The organism is Paenibacillus rhizoplanae, from assembly GCF_042684125.1.
Taxonomy (GTDB): Bacteria; Bacillota; Bacilli; order Paenibacillales; family Paenibacillaceae; genus Paenibacillus_AQ; species Paenibacillus_AQ rhizoplanae.
Map to the genome: position 1 here is coordinate 108,368 of NZ_JBHUKY010000022.1, position 18,775 is coordinate 127,142.

The window sequence follows — 18,775 nt, forward strand, 5'->3', positions numbered from 1 at the left end:
GCTACCCCTTAATCGCGCCGATCATCACGCCCTTGACCAGATAACGCTGAATGAAGGGGTAAAAGATAAGGATCGGCAGCGTGGCCACCATCATCGAGGCGAACTTGATCGAATTGCCTGGCAGCCGGGCACCGAATTGGGCCATCGCCTGCTGCTGCATGAAGGACATGGAGTTCTCGGCGATGATTTTGTACAGCATCGTCTGCAGCGGGAGCAGCTCCTGAGAATGAATGTAGATGACGCCCTGATAATAATCATTCCAGTGATAGACCGCAGAGAAGAGGGCGATGGTGGCAATGACCGCCATGCTGTTAGGCAGTACAATCCGGAACAGCACGCCGTAATCCGAAGCGCCGTCTACCTTGGCGGATTCCTCCAGGCTGTCCGGAATAGTGCGGAAGAAGCTCATAAATATAACCATATTGAAGAAAGTATACATCGACGGGATAATGAACACCCAGAAGCTATCATACAGGCCCAGCTTCGTCATGAGAATGAAGGAGGGAATCAGCCCGCCTGAGAACAGCATCGTAATCAATGAGATTTTGAGATACAGCTTGCGGCCCATTAAGTTGGCCTTGCTCATTCCGTAAGCAACGATTGCAGTGAACAGCACATGCACTACCGTTCCGATTACCGTACGCAGCGTTGTGATGTAGAAGCCGTTCATCAAGGTTCTGTCGTTAAAAGCAACACTGTAGCTGGCGAGCGACAGCTCTTTGGGAAACCAGTTGACGGTACCCAGCGAAGCCTGCGCCGGTGAATTCAGCGAGTTGACGAGCACGAACCACATCGGGTACAGCGTCAGGAAGCAGACTGCCAGCATCAGCAGGGTGTTGATAAGCTCAAAAGCGCCAATCCGCCGCAAACCTCCGCGTCTTGCCATGAATCTGTTGTCTCCTTTCCAGGTGGAGTCGGGTTAAAAAATACTGTCCCCGGTTAACTTCTTGGACGTCTGATTGGCTAACAGGAGCAGCCCCAGCGCGACAATCGAACGGGCAAACAGGACAGCGGTGGAGAAGGAGTGACGCCCGGAGACCAGCCCCATGTTATAGATGTAGAGGTCCAGACTCTCCGCCATCTTCATGTTCATGTTGTTCTTCAGCATGAAGATCTGCTCAAAGTTGCTGCCGAGTATTCCGCTGACGGCGAGGATGAACAGAATCGCAATCGTGGGGCGGATGCTCTGAACCGTGATATGCCACATCCGTTGCCAGCGGTTCGCTCCATCCAATTCGGCTGCCTCATACAGCCCCGGATCAATGCCGGCTATGGCTGCTATGTAGATGATGGCACTCCAGCCGGTCTCCTTCAGCGTATCGGTGAAAAAGGTAATCCACCAGAAGTACTTAGGGTCGCTGTTAAACAGGATCTCCCGGTCCTGAAGCCCCAGAGCCATCATCAGCTGGTTGATTACACCGCCCTCGCCCAGCCAGTTGAGTGCGATGCCGCCGAAGATCGTCCAGGCAATGAAATGGGGCAGGTAAGAGATGGTCTGCACCGTACGCTTGAACCGGAGACTGCGGATCTCATTCAGCAGCAAAGCGAAGAAAATAGGGATGGGAAAACCCAGCACGAGCTTGATCGTACTCATGCCGAGGGTATTGCGGATCGAACGCCAAAACCGGTCATCTGTGACGAAATCCTGAAAATGCTTCAGACCGACAAATGGAGACTCCAGCATGGGCTTGGCGATGCTGAAGTCCATAAAGGCAATGATCAGCCACAGCATAGGGACGTAACAGAAGATGAACATCCAGAGGATGCCCGGGATCACCATGCTTTGCAGCTGCCATTGCCTGAGAAGCGCTTTCATTTGTTCCGTTCTCGTGTGGAACATATCTTGTGCCCCCTTCCTCTATCATCGTATGAGAAAAGGGCAGAGGAAAAAAGGCCATGATTATTGACCCTATCCCAATTTTTTGGATTCCGCCCACGGGGGCCGGAAATTCATTATGCTGTGATTAAACGGAAGGAGTGTGCAGTGGATGAACAAGCTTGTATGGGAGCAGGATTTCACAAGTGAAGCGGCGGATTTGAAGCTCTGGAACATTCGCCTGGGTAACGACCTGCTGGACAATGACGGGAATCCCGTATTTCCGGGCTGGGGCAACGGGGAGCAGCAGTTCTATACAGGGCATCCGGGGAATCTGTCTATCGGAGAGGAAGGATTGCAGCTATGTGCGCGCTGCGAAGTGACGGAGCAGGAGGGGCGGAGCTTCGCGTATACCTCGGCACGGCTGGATACGAAGGACCAGTTCTCTTATTGCTACGGCAGGCTGGTCGTGCGCGCCAAGCTGCCGGTAGGGCAGGGGCTCTGGCCTGCCATCTGGCTGCTTCCGCAGGATCAGGCTTACGGCCCTTGGCCTGCTTCCGGTGAGATCGATATCCTGGAGGCGAAGGGACGTCTGCCCAGGCACATAGCGGGAACGCTGCACTATGGGCCGGATCTGGAGCATAAGGTCGTGGAAGAGTTCACCCATGAGCTTGAGCGCGGAACGATTCATGAATTCCGGGAGTATGCACTGGAATGGGAGGAAGGCTCCATAATGTGGCTGGTAGACGGGCACTGCTTCGCGGAGCGGCGGCTGGAGCCGGGTGTTATGCCGTTTGATCAGCCGTTCTATCTGCTGCTTAATCTTGCTGTAGGCGGGTGGTACGATCCGGTCGCGGTAGATGAAGCTGCGCTGCCTGCGGTAATGACGGTGTCGAGCATCCGGCTGTATCAGAGCTAAGGACAATCCCTCAGATCCCGGCAAAAATATCATTCAAGCGCTCCCAGTTGGCCGCGATCCAATGATTCTCCTGACGGAAGCGGACGAGCGGAGGGAATTCATCCTGCTGAGGCACAGCAATCCATTCGGCTTCCTTCCACCACGTTAATTTCAGTGACCGGATGAGTGTACTTGCAGGCAAGGGGGTATATTCACGGTAGCCCGTCACGAAGGCACGTACCCGGTCCAGCCCGATTCCGTCCTCAGATAACGCGCAGGAGAGGATCGGCCGGGCTATATCAAACTCCGGATAGACGAAATGCAGCCGGTCGAAATCAAGGATCGCCGCCACCTGATCTGCCCTGAACAGCATATTATCCACGAACAGGTCCCGGTGCCCCCAGCCCCGTTCGCAGTCCGCGAAGATGCCAGTGTCCATCCGGTCGATGATCCTCCGCTGAAGCTCAAGCGCTGATAGAGTATCCTCGCTCTGCCGGGCGGTGGCCTGGAGATAGCGTGCCTCCCAGTTTCTCACCATAGACGCCTGGCTGCGGACCTCCCAGTACAATGGCAACGAAGCAGGCTGTGCGTTCAGCACCTTGTGCATCCGGCCGACTACCCTGCCTAGGGCATACATCTGCTGCTCGGTTGCCGAGCCTGGCGCAATGCTGTCACCGTCACACAGGTTCATCAGGACATACCGTTCCTGTGAAGGCGTTCTCAACACATAATTCCCCTGGTGCGAAAATAGCTTCGGAACAGGAAGGCCTTCCAGGTACAGATGATCCTGATGGCTTAAGGAGACCTCCAGTCCGCGGGTGAGGGGTTCAGGGTAACGGATCTTGCTGTACTGCTTCACGAACAGACGGCCATGATCACTGTCCAGCCTCCATTTCAGATTCAGGAAGCCCTGATCGATCTGGACCGCTTCAGTGACATGCACTTCGAATTGTTCTGCCATGGAGCCCAGGATTTCATCCCGGATTCTTGCGGCGGTGTCTGACATACAATATCTCCTCACCGGGGTAATGTAGGGGCTGGGTTAGCGAAGTCTTCACACTAGTGTAATCTCTGTAATGCTGAAAGAGACAGGGTTATAGGAATGAAAAAAAAGAGCGCAATAGACCTCGCTTCCTTGGTGGAGACGTCAGCCTGCCAGCGGCAACCGGATAAAGCTCTTCATGCGGGGAAAGGGATGGACTGCCGGGCTTTTGCATCGTTTCCAGCGACGCGGATAATTCCTTAATCATTACTCGCATATCCTCAAGCTCTGCACGCTGCTGGAGCAGCTGTACCGAAACGATCTCGCTCGCTTTTTGATCCAGTGCATGTTCAATATACTCGATCCGGGACCATATTTTATTCATAGGGTCACCGTCTGTATATAGGCTTGGATTCTCATACAGCGAGCCCTTTGGCAGCTTGTCGTTCGTGAGATCCGGATCTATGCCTTCCAGTGCTTCCCCCTGATTAATACGGTCTTTAATATGATTGAGCTGGCAGATTTGCTGCTCCGAGAAGGTATAATGTCCAAGACGGTCCTTTGGAAAGAAATCGGGGAACATGGCCGCCCAGCGTTTGATCGTAGTCTGGCTAACGGACAGCAGCTCCGCAGCTTCCTTTGTTTTCAGAATTTCCAATTCAATCCCTCCAGTGTAGTAGTCTTCTATGAGTAATTCGTTATTCTTCGGCGGCCCCCTGCACAGGTGACAAAGGAAGTGCTGATTCGCCAAGCAAAGTGGAATTACGACTATTCTTGCTCTCTAGAGAGCAGTGAAATACTTACATTGCTGAGGTAGAATCTATAACAAAGAAAAAGCTTTCCATAACCCCTTCCGGGTAATTATGAAAAGCTATCTTTAGCTCATTACAGACATTGTGCTGATCTGACTTAAGGGAGAAGGCAGTTTATAGCAGGGACAGCTTGAACTTGAAGGTATACGGACGGTTGGCAGGCAAAGTGAACTGCTCATGGGTTGGTGCCCCCCAGCTGTCGTCGCCGCCCACGCCCATTTGCTTGTAATTGACACGCAGCACGGTCTTGTCAGAGGCAGGCAGCTTGTAGCCGTGGTCGCTGGCTTCAAGCTCGGCCGGAGACCAAGGAAGCGCACCAACTTCAAGCGGTACTGCGCCTTCCACGGATAATCCGTGTCCTTCGCGTCCTGCGGTGACGGAAGCATACCGGACATCTGTCTTGTTGCCGCATTCCTGAGGGCGGAGGTAATCCGTGAACTGCTCACTGACCTTGCCTGTGTAGAGCCCCAGCGGAGCTCCGGCCTTACGGTCCCAATAGTTCTCATGCGGCCCGCGGCCATACCAGGAGATCGTGTCCAGGCTGCTGTCCAGCTCGAAGACCATTCCGAATTCCGGGATCTCCGGCAGGGTGCTGCTGCCAGGGTTAAGCTCCTGTACGATCTCGACCGAACCATCCGTACGAATCTCGTAATGAACACGCAAGGTGGACTGCGGCTGCGTACTGAGCAGATAGTCGGCGGTCACGAAGCCGAGGTTGCCTTCCACGCTGCAGCTGAACCGGGCCAGCTGACGCTCGTAGGACGCTTCCTTCCAGACCGCACAGCGCTCGGGATGCTTGTTGCCCAGATCATTGTCTGTTACAGCTCTCCAGAAGTTAGGTCTGGCCGGTGCGAGCAGAACCTCCTTCCCGGAGGACTTCAGCGAGGTCAGGGCTCCGGTTGCTGCCTCGAAGGCAATCGCGAATCCGCTGCCCTCGAAGGTCAGGAAGCCATCCTGCTCCTTCACTTGCAGGGTACCACCCGAAAGCTCCGGGCCCCGGGACGGAATATACGGGGTTAACACGAACTGTTCCCAGGCAACTTCATGCGTAGCCTCAGACCAGGCGGTTGCGCCCTCTTGAACGAACGACACCGTAAGTACAGCTTCCTTGTCCGATTCAAGCAAGGCTGAATCCAGCGGAACCGTGAAGCTGGCTGCTTCGCCAGGCGCTGTGGAGAGCGGCAATTGTCCTTCCTGGGCAGTCTCGCCATTCAGAGCCAGTGTCCATCTCAGCTGATAGTCTGCCAGATCCGTGAACAGGAAGTGGTTGCGGGCCTCGAAGCTTCCGCTCTTCAGATCCAGTGCGGTGATGGTGATATTCTGATAGCATTTCTTCACCTCAAGGAGCTTAGGCGTCACGCTGCGGTCCGCGAACAGCAGCCCGTTGCCGCTGAAGTTGCCGTCATGCGGCTTCTCCCCGAAATCTCCGCCGTAAGCCAGATAAGACACGCCTTCAGGAGTGGTTGTACGGATCGCCTGATCCACCCAGTCCCAGATGAATCCGCCCTGAATGCTGTCATATTTGTCGAACAGCTCGGTGTACAGATGCAGGCCGCCGCAGGAGTTGCCCATGGCATGGCTGTATTCGCACAGAATATACGGCTTCTTCGGATTGCTGAGAGCGTACTCCACAACTTCATCCGGCTTGATGTACATCGTCGATTCAATATCGCTGGCCGCGTCCGAAGGTCTGTAATGATAAGTGCCTTCATAATGCACCGGACGGGTCGGGTCAGCTTGCTTCAAGTGGTCATACATGGCCAGGAAGTTATCGCCGCCGAAGGATTCATTGCCAAGCGACCAGATGATGACGGATGTGTGATTCTTGTCGCGCTGCATCATGGAGTTACAGCGGTCAATGACGTTCGCGCGCCATTCCGGGCGGCTGCCGGGAACGTTGCCCTCATGCAGCTCCTTCTGTCCGTATTGCCAGGAGCCATGTGTCTCCAGGTTCGTCTCGTCAATTACATAGAGACCATATTCGTCGCACAGCTCGTACCATACCGACTGGTTCGGATAGTGGGAAGTACGCACGGCATTGATATTATGCAGCTTCATCAGCTTGATGTCGGTGATCATATCTTCCTTGGAGAGCGCACGGCCGGTATCGCAGGAGAATTCATGGCGGTTCGTGCCCTTGAATACGATCCGTTTGCCGTTGATCTTCATCAGGCCGTCCTGGATCTCGAAGGTCCGGAAGCCCGTCTTGCAGCTGAGCGCTTCCAGCAGTTGTCCTCGATCGTCCTTCACAGTAATCAGCAGGGTATAGAGGTTAGGCTTCTCCGCGCTCCATTTCTGCGGGTTCTTCACGGCTGCGGACAGCTTAAGCAGCTGAGTTCCCTCTTGTTCAAAAGCAAATCCGGCTGACACCGGCGCTGCCCATACCGGCTGCTGCTTGCTGTCGTAGAGCTGTACTTCAACGGTGTGTGCCCCGATGACCCGGTTATAATAGTTCTCCAGAGTCAGGTCGACTTGCAGCTCCGCATCGGTGAAGCTCTTGTCCAGCTCGGTGCGGACGAAGAAGTCGGCTACCCGTACTGGAGGCGCAGTGTAGAGATAGACATCGCGGAAGATTCCGCTCAGACGCCAGAAGTCCTGATCTTCCAGCCAGCTCGCATCACACCAGCGGTAGACTTCAACGGCCAGCTTATTCTCGCCGGGAAGCAGGTAGGCGGTGATATCGAATTCTGACGGTGTGAAGGTATCCTCAGAGTATCCGGCAAGTTCGCCGTTCACCCATACATAGAAGGCGGACTCCACACCCTGGAAGCTGATGAATACAGGTTGTCCGTCCCAATCCTGCGGAACGCTGAAAGAACGGATATAGGAGCCGACCGGATTGTATACCGTTGGAGCGAAGGGAGGCTTCAGATCCGGCTCGGATACTTCCCAAGGGTAGCGTACATTGGTGTATTGGGGATAATCATATCCCTGGAACTGCCAGTGGGCAGGAACGGCGAGATCTGCCCAGCCGGCAGCGTCGTATCCGGTCTTATAGAAGTCCTTGATCCGTGTATCCGGTGTTTCGGCAAAAGCGAATTTCCACGTTCCGTTCAGCGTCTGGTAACGGGATGAGGATGCTTTATCCCCTTGCAGGGCGTCGGCCGCTGCCGGGAAGGACATCATGGAGGCATGGGCGTCTATACGGTTCAATTGAAAAATCTCAGGATTATTGTTCCATTCGGGATATCCGTTGACAGGCTGCTGATATGAGAGTTTGTTGCGCAAGTTAACATCTCCTTATATTGTTATATTCATATTATAGGATGGGAAATGTTCTGGGTATATATAATGATTTTCTTCAGCTATAATAAAATATGAAACAACAGATCAAAGCGAGATTGCATTTGGAAGGAGAATCTATGGATAGCACGATGATCTTTTGCGAGATGGAAGATATGCTTCTGCTGCCGCTGTATGCCACGACCATCGGGTATTGGGAGCATCAGGGGGAGATGGCACGGCCTGCGGGCTTCCCGGATTATCAGCTGCACCAGGTCCTCGGCGGGAAGGGTGAAGTGAATATCAGGGGCAAGTCCTACCTTGCGGAGGCGGGCGACCTGTTCTGTCTCTACCCCGATGTTCCCCATTCCTATACCCCGCTTAGCCGGGAGTGGGAGCTGGCCTGGATCTCGTTCAACGGAAGAGAAGCGGCCCAGATGCTGCTCTACGCCGGAATCCGCGAGTCCGGGGTCGGGCGTCTGCGGGCAGAGCCCATTCTTGCACCGCTGGAAGAGATGCTAACCCTCTCCTCCGGCAATGAGCTGCAAGACAATCTGGAGCGTTCCAAGCTGCTCTATGCACTACTGCTGGATCTGAAGCGCAGCCTGCTTCCGGCCTCGAATGAGGACAATGAGCTTGCGCGGATGAAGCCGGTGTTGCAATATATTGAGCTTCACCTGCACCGCCCGCTGCTGCTGAAGGAGCTGGCCGAGGTAGCGTCAGTCTCGCCGCAGTATCTGTGCCGGCTGTTCCAGCGGACCGTCCGAGATCGGCCGGTGGCCTACATTAACAAGCAGCGGGTTAACCGGAGCAAGCAGCTGATGTTCAGCAGCCGGGGGCAGCGGATCTATGAAATCGCCCAGCGGACAGGCTTCGAGAATGTGAGCTATTTCTGCGCCGTCTTCAAACGGATTACCGGCATGCAGCCGGAAGAGTGGAGAGGACTGCACGGATTGGACTAGAGGCTAGCAGACCCCGGCTTCCTGTTATAGACTTCCTCTAAGCTCAGCGAACAATTCGTCCGCTATAGTGATCGCGGATGATTTCTGCGGCGGATTTGTAGTCGTTATTCTGCGAAGGCTGCCTTCAGCTCGCCGAGAATATCCCGCCCGGGACCCATGTCGAAAGTGTTATAATGAGAGACAGCGCTTAAGGATATGGGCTATATTCCGGATTACAGAAATTTTTATTACATAATGGGCGGAGAGGGCTGGCTGAAGATCGGGGGCTTACGCCCACCGAATTCAGGAAACAAAAGAGTGGAGGGATGATGTAGTGATTCTGGAACAGGGCAGAGGTTATCAGATCCGGTTAATGGATGAGCCGGCGGCCAGAGAGATTGTTAACTGGAGATATGAGCCGCCATATACCTTGTACAATATGCTGGATGCGGCTGATGCCGCAGAGGATATCGAGGAGCTGCTGGATGGCTCTTATTTCAGTGTAGCTGCTGCGGAGGGAGCGTTGATCGGGTTCTTCTGTTACGGACAGAACGCGCAGGTGGGGGAAGGGATTGAGAGCGGACTCTACCTGGATGGAACGGCCCTCGATATCGGCTTGGGGCTAAGACCGGATCTGACCGGACAGGGCCATGGACTGGCCTTCCTGCTGGCGGGGATGAAGTTTGCAGAGCAGACGTATGACGCGAAGCGATTCAGATTGTCGGTGGCAGCCTTTAACCTGAGGGCAGTCAGCTTGTATAAGAAGGCAGGCTTCGTCCTCTTACATAGCTTCGTACATCAGCATGGGGAGAGCGAAATGGAGTTCCTGTTGATGGAGACCCCGGACATTGCTGCCCGCCTATAGCGCGAGTGGAGAATACAGGGTGAAGTCTGTTAATATAGAACTACGGCATCATCCATATCAAAGGAGAATTCAATGTGAACGAGAACCTGAAGCAAGCGTATGTGCAGTTAGAATTACCTGAAACCGTAACCAGAGAGGAACTGAACAAGCGGTTCGATCTGCATTTGAAGCGAAGACGCGCCCTGACCACTGAGGAAGAGATAGCAGGTTATGAAGCGGACTTCCGGGCGTACAAGCTGATTCTAGATACCTGGGATGAGCAGGAGATTCAGAAGGCCGAAGACGATCGGCTCGCCAAGTACGGACGCTTCTCCGGTACGGCAAGCAAGTGGGAGACCTTCATGCGGCTATACCGAACACATGTGATTCTCGGCATTATCGGGCTGCTGGTGGTGATTTTTGGCGGGAAGGCTCTCTATGACAATTACCAGCACAGACAATATCTGGCTTCCCTGCCGCCAGTGGATGCGAAGATTATGTTCATTGGCAGCTTCGGAGTCACGGATACCAGCGGCAAGACCGAGGAGCTGGAGAAGGCGATCATCGCGGCTTACCCGGAATGGAAGCGGGTGGAGACGGTGATGACGTATCTGCCCAGAACGGGCGACGGCTCCGACTCGCTGGATATGAATTATATGCAAAAGGCAGTTGTGGAGCTGGCGGCGAACCGGCCGGATATCCTCATTCTGGATGAGGCCACCGTCAAATGGATCGGCGGACAAACCGGATTCCAGAATATGGAGCAGATCACGGCGGACGGGAAGCTTGCCGCTGACGATACCCGCATGCAGTGGGGAGTCAATGAGGACACGGGCAAGAATGAGCTGTACGGTGTGGATATTCTGAAATCTCCGTTCATCTCGGAGCTGCCAATCAATTATAATGCGAAATCCATCATTATGGGTGTACTGAATGACAAGGACAAGGATAAGATGCTGGAGTTCGTGAAGCATATTGCGGAGGAACCGCCCGTTAAGTAAGCAGGATATACAGTACACCAAAAACCTCTCTTCACCGATGAACTGGACAGTCATCAGGAAGAGAGGTTTTTGGTATGCCTATTGCTCAATTACATGCTTGTTAAGGGTCCAGCCTTACTGCTCCAGACGGTAGCCCCCGTGAAATACAGGGCCGACATATTCATTGAACGCATATCCGTTACGGATAGCGGCGGATACGAAATCCTTCGCCTTCACCACAGCGTCCTTCACCGACAAGCCATTAGCCAGTCCGCCGGTAATCGCTGCGGCGAAGGTGCAACCGGCACCATGGTTATGGGCAGGCTCGATCTTCGCAGTCTCCAGGACGAGGTATTCGCTGCCGTCGAAGAAGATATCAATCGCCTTGTCGCCGCCCAGCGCCTTTCCGCCCTTGACGACAACATTCTGGGTGCCAAGCTGATGGATCAGGCGGGCAGCTTCCTTCATCTGATCAAGCGTAGTCAGCTTGCCGAGACCGGAGAGCACTCCGGCTTCGAACAGATTCGGAGTAGCCACCGTAGCCAGCGGCAGCAGCAGATCGCGGATGGCATCTGCACTCTCCGGGTTCAATACTTCATCCTCGCCTTTGCATACCATAACCGGATCGATCACGACATTGGTCTGCTTGTTGTTCTTCAGGGCTTGTTCAGCCACCTTAACAATCTCCACACTGCCGAGCATACCGGTCTTCATGGCATCCACTGGACCACCGGCGAAGATCGTCTTGAGCTGTTCGGCAACGATGGCAGCATCGATAGGGTATACATTGTGGTGCCAGCCCCGGTCAGGGTCCATCGTCACAATGGTAGTCAGGGCGCTGAAGCCGTAAGTGCCGTATTCCTCAAAGGTTTTGAGGTCTGCCTGAATGCCTGCGCCTCCGCTGGAGTCACTGCCGGCAATGGTTAATGTCTTAACGATTTTTGACAAAGCTAACGTCCCCTTCTTGTATATGAATAGTATGCTGCTTATTATAACAAAAATCATCGGCTTAGTCCGCAAAAAAAGTATAAGCTCCAAAAACGCACCGCAGCCCTTGGGTGAGAGCAAGGGTTTGCCGGTTGCTGCACTGCATATCATGGTAGTCTAGTGGATTATGTATTCAGGAGGCTGCCATGATTGAGATCAGTTTATGCATGATTGTCCGCGATGAGGAGAAGAGCCTGCCCCGCTGCCTGGCTTCTGTGGAAGGGCTGGCCGATGAGATCATTATTGTGGATACAGGATCGGCAGACCGCACCAAGGAGATTGCCGGTGCCTATGGAGCCGTAATTTATGATTTTACCTGGATTGATGATTTCTCCGCTGCCCGTAATTTCGCCTTCAGCAAGGCGACCCGGGATTATATCTTCTGGCTGGATGCAGACGACTATCTGCGAGAAGAAGATCAGGCGCTGTTCAGGGAGCTGAAGTCTTCGCTGCCGGAGCAGGTGGACAGCGTGAATATGCAGTATAATCTCGCTTTTGACGGGGAGGGGAGGGTGACGACCTCCTTGCGGCGCAACCGGCTGGTCCGCCGGTCATGCGGGTTCCGCTGGATCGGTCCGGTGCATGAATATCTGGAGGTGTACGGCCCGTCGCTGGCAAGTACCGTCTGCGTTACCCATGAGAAGGATAAGGCGTACACCGACCGCAATCTGCGGATCTACCGCAAACGGGCAGCGGAAGGCGAGAGCTTCTCTGCGCGTGATCAATATTATTATGCCAATGAGCTGCGCGACCACGGAATTCACCGGGAGGCCTGCCGGTATTACGAGCTGTTCCTCAGCGGCGGGCAGGGCTGGATTGAAGATAATATTCAGGCCTGCCTGCGGCTGGCCGAATGCCTGGAAGCGCTGGGGGAGAAGGAAGCGGCCTTCACTGCGGTCACCCGTACACTGCAATATGATGCTCCGCGTGCCGAAGGCTGCTGCCGTCTGGGGGGCTGGCATCTGGATAAGGGCCAGCTACACCAGGCAATCTACTGGTTTGAGCTTGCCCTTCAGCTGCCCGGACAGGCGGAGTCCATGGCGATGAAAAATGAGGCCTTCGCCACCTGGATTCCGAATCTGCAGCTCGCGCTCTGTTATGACCGGCTGGGCCAGCATGAGCGGGCCAACCGTTATAATGAGACTGCGCTGCTTCATTCTCCGGGTCATCCCAGCATGCTGTATAACCGCAATTACTTCCAGAAGCTTCTGGGCGACAACTACGTCTCCTTGCAGCAGCCCTGAACACAAATAAGCTCTCCCCCGCCAAGGCTGGGGAGAGCTTGCTATTGTCTAAGGATGTCCAGGCATGGCCGCAGGCTCCAGCAGCAGCTGAGGTTCACTCATGCGGATGAATTCCAGCACCTTATCGTAGATAATCCGGTGGCCCTCCCGGTTGGGGTGGATGCCATCCCGGCAGATGAACTTGGTGTAATCCGGCTGTTGCAGGAAGGCACCCCGGACATCGATAATCTTGGTCTTGGTGCTCTCGGCAACCTTGATGATAGCGGAGTTGTAACGCTCCTGCCACCAGTAGATCTTGGTGACGCTGCCGAGGAATTTCATAATGTTCACTTCGGAATCGGGATTGTTGCCGCTGACCCACTTGAAGTAGTTGTCCGCATTCAGCGGAGGCAGACTCATCAGGATTGGCGTGATCCCCTGGTTCTTCAGGAAATGAATCATATCCACCAGCATCCGCTCGAAGGCCGGAAAATCTGTCTTGGGACTATGCTCTGCCTCAGGATTGCTCGCAATCTCACTCCAGTGGTAGTCACAGTCATTGCCGCCGTATTCAATCAGCACCACATCCGGCTTCTCCTTCAGTACATCCCGCTTCAGATTGCTGAAGCCCTTCATCAGCGTATTGCCGAATCTGGCAGTATTGCGCATAGCTCCCTTGAGCTTGCCCTGAAGCATGGTTACATAATTATCCTCCAGAATAACATACTTGCTTCGGGTCTCGTCGTACACAACGCCCTTGGAGATAGAATCCCCGCTGACCATATATTTGAACTGAGACCCCATGGACTCTTGCTGCTCCTCATTCCTGTTCATGCTCCCGCCTCCGATAACCCTAGTGTGTATACAATCAGTGTAAACCATACGTGCAGCCGTGCCTATGTATAGATGTCATGGGTTCTTAGGCTTGCCGGCAGTATTCTGGCGGATCAGTGGAAAATACAAAAAAGGTTCAACCCCATCCTCATAAGTTGGACCTTTTTCTGCATTCTCCGGAGCCTCTACCCATTCTCTGCAAAAGGTCGGCTGGAGCGCGATTTCCCCGCACCGTTCCCCTTTAAAAAAGCCGTTGCCGTCTGCTCCAGAATTTTGACACTGTTCTCCCAGGTCCATGATCTTGAATCGGTCTCACCGCGCGCGGCGATCCGGTTCCGGAGTACGGGATCTTGAATGAGCCGCATTACATCCGCCGCAAGCCGGTTCTCATACCGGTAGGACAACAAGGAGTTCTCCTCATGGCGGGCATACTCCAGATTTCCTCCCGCATAGACAGAGACCAACGCTGCCCCGCAGCGCATCGCCTCCAGCCCGGGCAACGAGCCGGTGTCGAAAATGCTGGAGCTGACAAAAATATCAGCACCGTTATAGTGATAGCATAGCTCCTCGTCATTGAGCGGCGTGAAGAAGCGGTATTTGCCGCTGTTCATCATCCTTCTTAGCGAATCGGAGGTGAAGCATTCATCCGGCGGACTGATGAAATTGATATTGATCCACGGGAAGTTCTGCTTCACGATATCCAGCTGATTCACCAGGTAATCCTGCTCGCGGTGCCAGGAGAAGCCGTGCTCCACCTTGCGCAGGATTGCTGTAATGTTCAGCGGCTCCTGAAGCTCCTTGCGGATATTCATGTTTCGGAATGAAGCACTGATCCCTACCGGCACAATGCTTCCGCTGATTCCGTGTCCCAGCTTAATCAACTCCTGCTGCCATTTGGAGAGGACAATTAGTTTATCGGTAATGTGATAGGAAGGGAAGGAGACTTCATTCTGCGGCAGGAATAGCGGCTCATAACACAAGGAGAGGCGGATATGCATGCCCTTGCCTTTCAGGCTGGCTGCCTGTGAGACCGGAACCGTAGTGTAGAAGTTGGAGACGATGACATCACTGACCGGGAAATCGGATTCACGGAGCAGCGTGTAGTCGGTAATCAGCAGAGTGGAATGGACGTCATAGGAAACATCCCCTCCCAGTGGCATGACGATCACAACCTGGTGGCCCCGGGCCGTAAGACCGTTCGTAAGCTCTACGAGCATACGTTGTGCCCCGCCATGACATAAGGTAAGAATGGGGAAAGTGAACCGCATCTGTGATCCCTTCCTTTCTGCACAATCGCTCTACAAAAATGCGATAGGTATACTATTTTATTCAGTGAAAAGCGAAAAGTACCGCTAAGCGGTACTTTTGGAGGAAATGGGGTTATGGCCGGATTATAACGATTTGTGCAGATTACGCAGCAGATTCACAGTGTCCCGGATCTCCAGGCTGGTGACATCCTCCAGCGAGACATCGATCATCGGCTTATGCGCCTCAAGCTTGTTCAGGAACTCAGCGGTGTGGAACAGTCCGGCTCCGGGAGCGCCGTGACGAATGCGTCCGCCTTCCTCATAGATTCCTTTAAGATGGGCGAGGATGATCCGGTCGCCGAACAGGCTGAAGGATTGATCGACGATCTCATCCTGGAGATGAACCTCTTCACCGATCAGGTTGCACGGGTCGAATACGACACCGATGGAGCTGGAGGGCACCTCATCGAGAATACGCCGCATTTTGGCCGGAGAGGATAGGGTATGAGTGCTGACGCCTTCGAGCCCTAAAAATACGCCCCATTTCTCTGCCTCCTCTGCCAGCTCCTCGATTGTTGCCTTAAGGGCATCCCAGCCAAGCTCCTCATAGCGGTAAGGGTCGAGTTCCTGGAAGGTCGTGAGCGCTCCCGTCTCCGTGGCGACCATAGGGGCACCGAACAGGCGGGCATAGCGCAGATGCTCCTTGAAGCGGTTAATCTCCGCCCGGCGGACCGTAGGATCGGGATGGATCGGATTGATATAGCAGCCAAGCACGCCGATGCGGATACCGGCCCTGTCGAATTGCTCACCGATATAGGAGGCTAGTCCGGGACTCAGCTTGCCGGGGGAGAGGTCGATATCCTGTATGGCTTTGGACAGAGCGAGCTGTACGAAATCAATATTGTAGGTCTGAAGAGCGGCAGTCAATTCCTTAAGCGGCAGGCAGCCGGCTGTATGTGCTAACGTTCCGTAACGAATAATAAACAACTCCTTTGGAATTCTATGAATTTATATCTATAATATTAATGACGCTTACATAGACATGCAAGGTTAAAGAATGCAAGCGATACAGGAGGAATAGAGATGAACGCAATAGAAGTGCGTAAGCAAGAGCTTGAGAACTGCCGGCCGGAGCCGACACTGGACCGGGAGACGATTGATGAATTCTGGAATGATCTGCTCGCAGAAGATGAGGATCAGCCACTGGAGGTGACGATCACTCCTGAAGAGACCCCGTATCCGGGCATGAAGGTGAGCAAGGTCAGCTACATGAGCTATGGGGAGACTACGATCAATGCCTGGTATATCCAGCCTGCTGGTGATGCAGAGGGCACGGGAGACCGGCCGTGTATCGTCACCTTTCCAGGTTACACCGGAGACCGGGGATATCCTGAACGCTACGCACATTTCGTGCTGCTTGGATACACTGTTCTGGCCGTAGATGTACGGGGACAGCTTGGCGAGACCGGCAATCTGCTGCCGCAGGAGCATGGTATAGTGAGAGGCTGGATCAGCCAGGGGCTGCTGGAGAAGGAGCAATCCTATTATCTGGCATTAGCCATAGATACAGTCCGGGCCATTGAGACGGCAGCGCAGCTGCCGGGGGTTGATCCGGCGCGCATTGCGATTACAGGAGCCAGCCAGGGCGGGGGGATCGCGCTGTTGGCAGGGGCGCTCAGCCGCCGCGTGGCTGCGGTAGCCGCAGACATTCCTAATCTGTGCCGCTTGGATTTCGGAGTGCTGAATTCGACCAGCTCACTCACAGAGATTGCGGATTACCTGAAGCGCTACCCGGAGCATCTGGAGCGTACGCTTCAGAACCTGGCCTTTTTCGACATTGTTAATCTGGTTCACCGCTTCACTGCCCCTGTCCTGATGTCTGTAGGCTGGAAGGATACAGTATGTATGCCGGAGACGATCTATGCCGCGTATAACCGGATAGAGTCGCCTAAGGAGATTAAGGATTATCCGTTCTCCGGGCATGAGGTAAGCGAATTCCAGCACAGACAGACGGCACTGTTCTTCCAGGAGCATCTGGGCTCCTAAGTGAAGTAGTACAGGTCACAGTGATTAGCCGCAAGGGAATGGTGTGAAGATATAGTAAGAGTTGGCGCGAGGCCATAGGTAGGCAGTCTAATCACCGGGAGGGAACTACGGATGGACAATCAGACAGGCAAGCTGCCGGCGGGAGTGTTGGTGGAGAGCTTTGAGTATGACAAGAAGAATGAGGAGCTTGTGAAGAAGAGCTTCTGGAGCAAAACCAAGAAAGCCGCCGGTAAAATCCCCTTCACCAGAGAAGCGATAGCCATGTACTACTGTGCTATGGATGCCAAAACACCGCTATGGGCGAAAGGGATTGCCTTTGGAGCGCTGGCGTATTTCATTTCCCCGATCGATGCCATTCCCGATGCGCTGATCGGCCTGGGCTTCACAGACGATGCTGCCGTCATGGCGGCGGGCATCCGGGCCATTGCCGGACAGGTCAAGGAGGAGCATAAGCAGAAGGCGGAGGAATTTTTCGAAGATTCATAATAGACTGGAAGATAACGAAGGGATGCAGAGGGTTGCTGCATCCCTATTCTGTGTGCCCTGCTACACTCCGGTGTCGATAGCTGGACTCTCTGAAGTCTGCTGCTTCGCCTGGTACTCCAGACCCCAATCTCTCATCAGCTTGATGATCGGAATCAGAGACCGGCCGAATTCGGTCAAGGAGTATTCGACCTTTGGCGGCACCTGATGATAGACCTCACGGTGTACGACGCCATCCTCCTCCAGCTCGCGGAGCTGCAGGGTCAGCATGCGCTGGGTAATGCTGGGGCAGATGCGGCGGAATTCATTGAACCGGACTGTGGAATCCATCATATGGTACAGCAGTACACCTTTCCATTTGCCGCCGATGACATCGAGGGTGAATTCTACAGGACAAGCAAAACCATTGCCATCAGGGCAGGTGCCGAAACCGCCTTTACGGTCGCGCATCACTGAACACGCTCCTTAGTATCATTTTGTATACTACATCACAAAAATGTGCGTACTTCTAAATATGTTGTATATCCATTACTATAGACATGGTAACAGGAAAACGTCAATTCCTTATCATGAACGGTACACAGAAAGGGAGTATGGAGGATGGAGAACACAAGCACAGCAACTGAAATGACGAAACAACAGATTTTGGCGGCCTATGAGTACAGACATGCGACCAAAAAATTCGACAGCAGCAGAAAGATCAGCGGGGAGGATTTCGGCTTCATTCTGGAGACGGGACGCCTGTCACCGAGTTCGTTCGGCTTCGAGCCCTGGAAGTTTGTAGTTGTCCAGAACCCGGAGCTCCGGCAGAAGCTGCTGCCATACGCCTGGGGGGCCCAGAAGCAGCTTCCGAGCGCAAGCCATTTCGTGCTTATTCTGGCCAGACAGCCGCGTGATCTGGCAGCTGGCTCAGAATATATTCAGAGTATCATGTCGGAGGTACAGAAGCTGCCGGTTGAGATCACCCAAGGTAAGCAGAAGGTCTACGATGCATTCCTGAAAAACGATTTTGGCCTGGCTGGCAATGAGCGGTCGATGTTCGAGTGGGGGGCACGTCAGACGTACCTGCCCCTTGGCAATATGATGACCGCAGCCGCGCTGATCGGCATCGATTCCTGTCCGATTGAAGGCTTTGATAAGCAGAAGATGGAGCAGCTTCTGGCCGACGAGGGGATTATGGACCCTGAACATTTCGGGCTGGCCTGCATGGTAGCCTTCGGCTACCGTACCGGCGAGCCGCGTGCCAAGACCCGGCGGACCGCTGCTCAGGTGGTAGAGTGGATATAAGGGCGGCGGCGTCAACGGGCAGGAGAACCTGATGAGAATCTAAAAAGAAACGGGGGCAGCCCTCAAGGCAGCATCCGTTTCTTTTTGCAATCTGGAGAACCTGCGGCAGTTCCTGCTTCCGCGTCCACCGTTATGAAAGTACATAGAAGAGTCGAAAACTTATTGAAAATTTA

At 54.0% G+C, this 18,775-nt stretch carries 18 protein-coding genes; 8 read left to right on the top strand and 10 right to left on the bottom strand.

All coding sequences use genetic code 11. The annotated features are described in order from the left end of the window. Position 1: 1 nt before the first annotated feature. Together ACFSX3_RS12770 and ACFSX3_RS12775 are read right to left on the bottom strand one after the other, a co-directional pair. Complete coding sequence (locus ACFSX3_RS12770) at positions 2-886, bottom strand: carbohydrate ABC transporter permease (RefSeq protein ID WP_209992312.1); 885 nt, start codon at positions 884-886, stop codon at positions 2-4. A gap of 33 nt (positions 887-919) precedes the next feature. Beyond that, positions 920-1,840 (bottom strand): ABC transporter permease, encoded by a 921-nt coding sequence (locus tag ACFSX3_RS12775; RefSeq protein ID WP_209992311.1) that lies wholly within the window; start codon positions 1,838-1,840, stop codon positions 920-922. A 148-nt stretch (positions 1,841-1,988) separates the two neighbouring features. Between ACFSX3_RS12775 and ACFSX3_RS12780 the strand changes: the two genes are divergently transcribed. Then, positions 1,989-2,735 carry a glycoside hydrolase family 16 protein gene (locus tag ACFSX3_RS12780; RefSeq protein ID WP_209992310.1) on the top strand — a complete coding sequence of 249 codons (747 nt, stop codon included), beginning with the start codon at positions 1,989-1,991 and terminating at the stop codon, positions 2,733-2,735. A gap of 10 nt (positions 2,736-2,745) precedes the next feature. Here ACFSX3_RS12780 and ACFSX3_RS12785 read toward each other — a convergent pair whose 3' ends face one another. The 3 genes from ACFSX3_RS12785 to ACFSX3_RS12795 form a co-directional block, all read right to left on the bottom strand. Further along, positions 2,746-3,720 carry a phosphotransferase gene (locus tag ACFSX3_RS12785; RefSeq protein ID WP_209992309.1) on the bottom strand — a complete coding sequence of 325 codons (975 nt, stop codon included), beginning with the start codon at positions 3,718-3,720 and terminating at the stop codon, positions 2,746-2,748. 88 nt (positions 3,721-3,808) lie between these two features. Beyond that, the gene (locus tag ACFSX3_RS12790; RefSeq protein ID WP_209992308.1) at positions 3,809-4,354 is read right to left on the bottom strand and encodes a MerR family transcriptional regulator; all 546 of its coding nucleotides are present in this window, start codon (positions 4,352-4,354) and stop codon (positions 3,809-3,811) included. Between the two features lie 268 nt (positions 4,355-4,622). After that, positions 4,623-7,736 carry a glycoside hydrolase family 2 TIM barrel-domain containing protein gene (locus ACFSX3_RS12795; RefSeq protein WP_209992307.1) on the bottom strand — a complete coding sequence of 1,038 codons (3,114 nt, stop codon included), beginning with the start codon at positions 7,734-7,736 and terminating at the stop codon, positions 4,623-4,625. A 134-nt stretch (positions 7,737-7,870) separates the two neighbouring features. On the opposite strand from ACFSX3_RS12795, the gene ACFSX3_RS12800 reads away from it, so the two are divergent. The 3 genes from ACFSX3_RS12800 (at position 7,871) to ACFSX3_RS12810 (ending at position 10,516) form a co-directional block, all read left to right on the top strand. Then, positions 7,871-8,692, top strand: a complete 822-nt coding sequence (locus tag ACFSX3_RS12800; protein ID WP_209992306.1) for an AraC family transcriptional regulator — start codon at positions 7,871-7,873, stop codon at positions 8,690-8,692. Between the two features lie 313 nt (positions 8,693-9,005). Further along, a complete protein-coding gene (locus tag ACFSX3_RS12805; RefSeq protein ID WP_379256731.1) occupies positions 9,006-9,536 on the top strand; it encodes a GNAT family N-acetyltransferase in 531 nt (176 codons plus the stop codon). A 74-nt stretch (positions 9,537-9,610) separates the two neighbouring features. Then, on the top strand, positions 9,611-10,516 hold the full coding sequence (locus ACFSX3_RS12810; RefSeq protein WP_209992305.1) for a hypothetical protein: 906 nt from the start codon (positions 9,611-9,613) through the stop codon (positions 10,514-10,516). A gap of 114 nt (positions 10,517-10,630) precedes the next feature. Here the strand turns inward: ACFSX3_RS12810 and thiD are convergent, their stop codons facing one another. Further along, the gene (thiD, locus tag ACFSX3_RS12815; protein ID WP_209992304.1) at positions 10,631-11,443 is read right to left on the bottom strand and encodes a bifunctional hydroxymethylpyrimidine kinase/phosphomethylpyrimidine kinase; all 813 of its coding nucleotides are present in this window, start codon (positions 11,441-11,443) and stop codon (positions 10,631-10,633) included. A 185-nt stretch (positions 11,444-11,628) separates the two neighbouring features. On the opposite strand from thiD, the gene ACFSX3_RS12820 reads away from it, so the two are divergent. Beyond that, positions 11,629-12,726: a glycosyltransferase gene (locus ACFSX3_RS12820; protein WP_209992303.1), complete on the top strand. Its 1,098-nt coding sequence runs from the start codon at positions 11,629-11,631 to the stop codon at positions 12,724-12,726. A 48-nt stretch (positions 12,727-12,774) separates the two neighbouring features. Here ACFSX3_RS12820 and ACFSX3_RS12825 read toward each other — a convergent pair whose 3' ends face one another. The 3 genes from ACFSX3_RS12825 to ACFSX3_RS12835 form a co-directional block, all read right to left on the bottom strand. Then, positions 12,775-13,539, bottom strand: coding sequence for an SGNH/GDSL hydrolase family protein (locus ACFSX3_RS12825; protein ID WP_209992302.1), 765 nt, complete (start codon positions 13,537-13,539; stop codon positions 12,775-12,777). A gap of 185 nt (positions 13,540-13,724) precedes the next feature. Beyond that, positions 13,725-14,807: a glycosyltransferase family 4 protein gene (locus tag ACFSX3_RS12830; protein ID WP_209992301.1), complete on the bottom strand. Its 1,083-nt coding sequence runs from the start codon at positions 14,805-14,807 to the stop codon at positions 13,725-13,727. Between the two features lie 123 nt (positions 14,808-14,930). Continuing rightward, positions 14,931-15,773 (bottom strand): sugar phosphate isomerase/epimerase family protein, encoded by an 843-nt coding sequence (locus tag ACFSX3_RS12835; protein ID WP_209992300.1) that lies wholly within the window; start codon positions 15,771-15,773, stop codon positions 14,931-14,933. Positions 15,774-15,869: 96 nt separating this feature from the next. Between ACFSX3_RS12835 and ACFSX3_RS12840 the strand changes: the two genes are divergently transcribed. Then, entirely contained in the window at positions 15,870-16,832 is a 963-nt protein-coding gene (locus ACFSX3_RS12840) for an acetylxylan esterase (RefSeq protein WP_209992299.1), read from the top strand. Between the two features lie 111 nt (positions 16,833-16,943). Then, complete coding sequence (locus ACFSX3_RS12845) at positions 16,944-17,318, top strand: YkvA family protein (protein WP_209992298.1); 375 nt, start codon at positions 16,944-16,946, stop codon at positions 17,316-17,318. 60 nt (positions 17,319-17,378) lie between these two features. On the opposite strand, the gene ACFSX3_RS12850 is transcribed toward ACFSX3_RS12845, so the two are convergent. Next, positions 17,379-17,765 (bottom strand): winged helix-turn-helix transcriptional regulator, encoded by a 387-nt coding sequence (locus ACFSX3_RS12850; RefSeq protein ID WP_209992297.1) that lies wholly within the window; start codon positions 17,763-17,765, stop codon positions 17,379-17,381. Between the two features lie 150 nt (positions 17,766-17,915). Here ACFSX3_RS12850 and ACFSX3_RS12855 point away from each other — a divergent pair, with 150 nt between their 5' ends. Beyond that, positions 17,916-18,602 (top strand): NAD(P)H-dependent oxidoreductase, encoded by a 687-nt coding sequence (locus ACFSX3_RS12855; RefSeq protein ID WP_209992296.1) that lies wholly within the window; start codon positions 17,916-17,918, stop codon positions 18,600-18,602. The last annotated feature ends 173 nt before the right edge of the window (positions 18,603-18,775 follow it).

Excerpts from the sequence above, each read along its gene's own strand:
- ACFSX3_RS12800 (WP_209992306.1), top strand. The coding sequence starts at position 7,871 with ATGGATAGCACGATGATCTTTTGCGAGATGGAAGATATGCTTCTGCTG.
- ACFSX3_RS12855 (WP_209992296.1), top strand. The coding sequence starts at position 17,916 with ATGGAGAACACAAGCACAGCAACTGAAATGACGAAACAACAGATTTTG.
- ACFSX3_RS12825 (WP_209992302.1), bottom strand. The coding sequence starts at position 13,539 with ATGAACAGGAATGAGGAGCAGCAAGAGTCCATGGGGTCTCAGTTCAAA.
- ACFSX3_RS12770 (WP_209992312.1), bottom strand. The coding sequence starts at position 886 with ATGGCAAGACGCGGAGGTTTGCGGCGGATTGGCGCTTTTGAGCTTATC.
- ACFSX3_RS12820 (WP_209992303.1), top strand. The coding sequence starts at position 11,629 with ATGATTGAGATCAGTTTATGCATGATTGTCCGCGATGAGGAGAAGAGC.
- ACFSX3_RS12775 (WP_209992311.1), bottom strand. The coding sequence starts at position 1,840 with ATGTTCCACACGAGAACGGAACAAATGAAAGCGCTTCTCAGGCAATGG.
- ACFSX3_RS12780 (WP_209992310.1), top strand. The coding sequence starts at position 1,989 with ATGAACAAGCTTGTATGGGAGCAGGATTTCACAAGTGAAGCGGCGGAT.
- ACFSX3_RS12845 (WP_209992298.1), top strand. The coding sequence starts at position 16,944 with ATGGACAATCAGACAGGCAAGCTGCCGGCGGGAGTGTTGGTGGAGAGC.
- ACFSX3_RS12785 (WP_209992309.1), bottom strand. The coding sequence starts at position 3,720 with ATGTCAGACACCGCCGCAAGAATCCGGGATGAAATCCTGGGCTCCATG.
- ACFSX3_RS12850 (WP_209992297.1), bottom strand. The coding sequence starts at position 17,765 with ATGCGCGACCGTAAAGGCGGTTTCGGCACCTGCCCTGATGGCAATGGT.
- ACFSX3_RS12840 (WP_209992299.1), top strand. The coding sequence starts at position 15,870 with ATGAACGCAATAGAAGTGCGTAAGCAAGAGCTTGAGAACTGCCGGCCG.
- ACFSX3_RS12830 (WP_209992301.1), bottom strand. The coding sequence starts at position 14,807 with ATGCGGTTCACTTTCCCCATTCTTACCTTATGTCATGGCGGGGCACAA.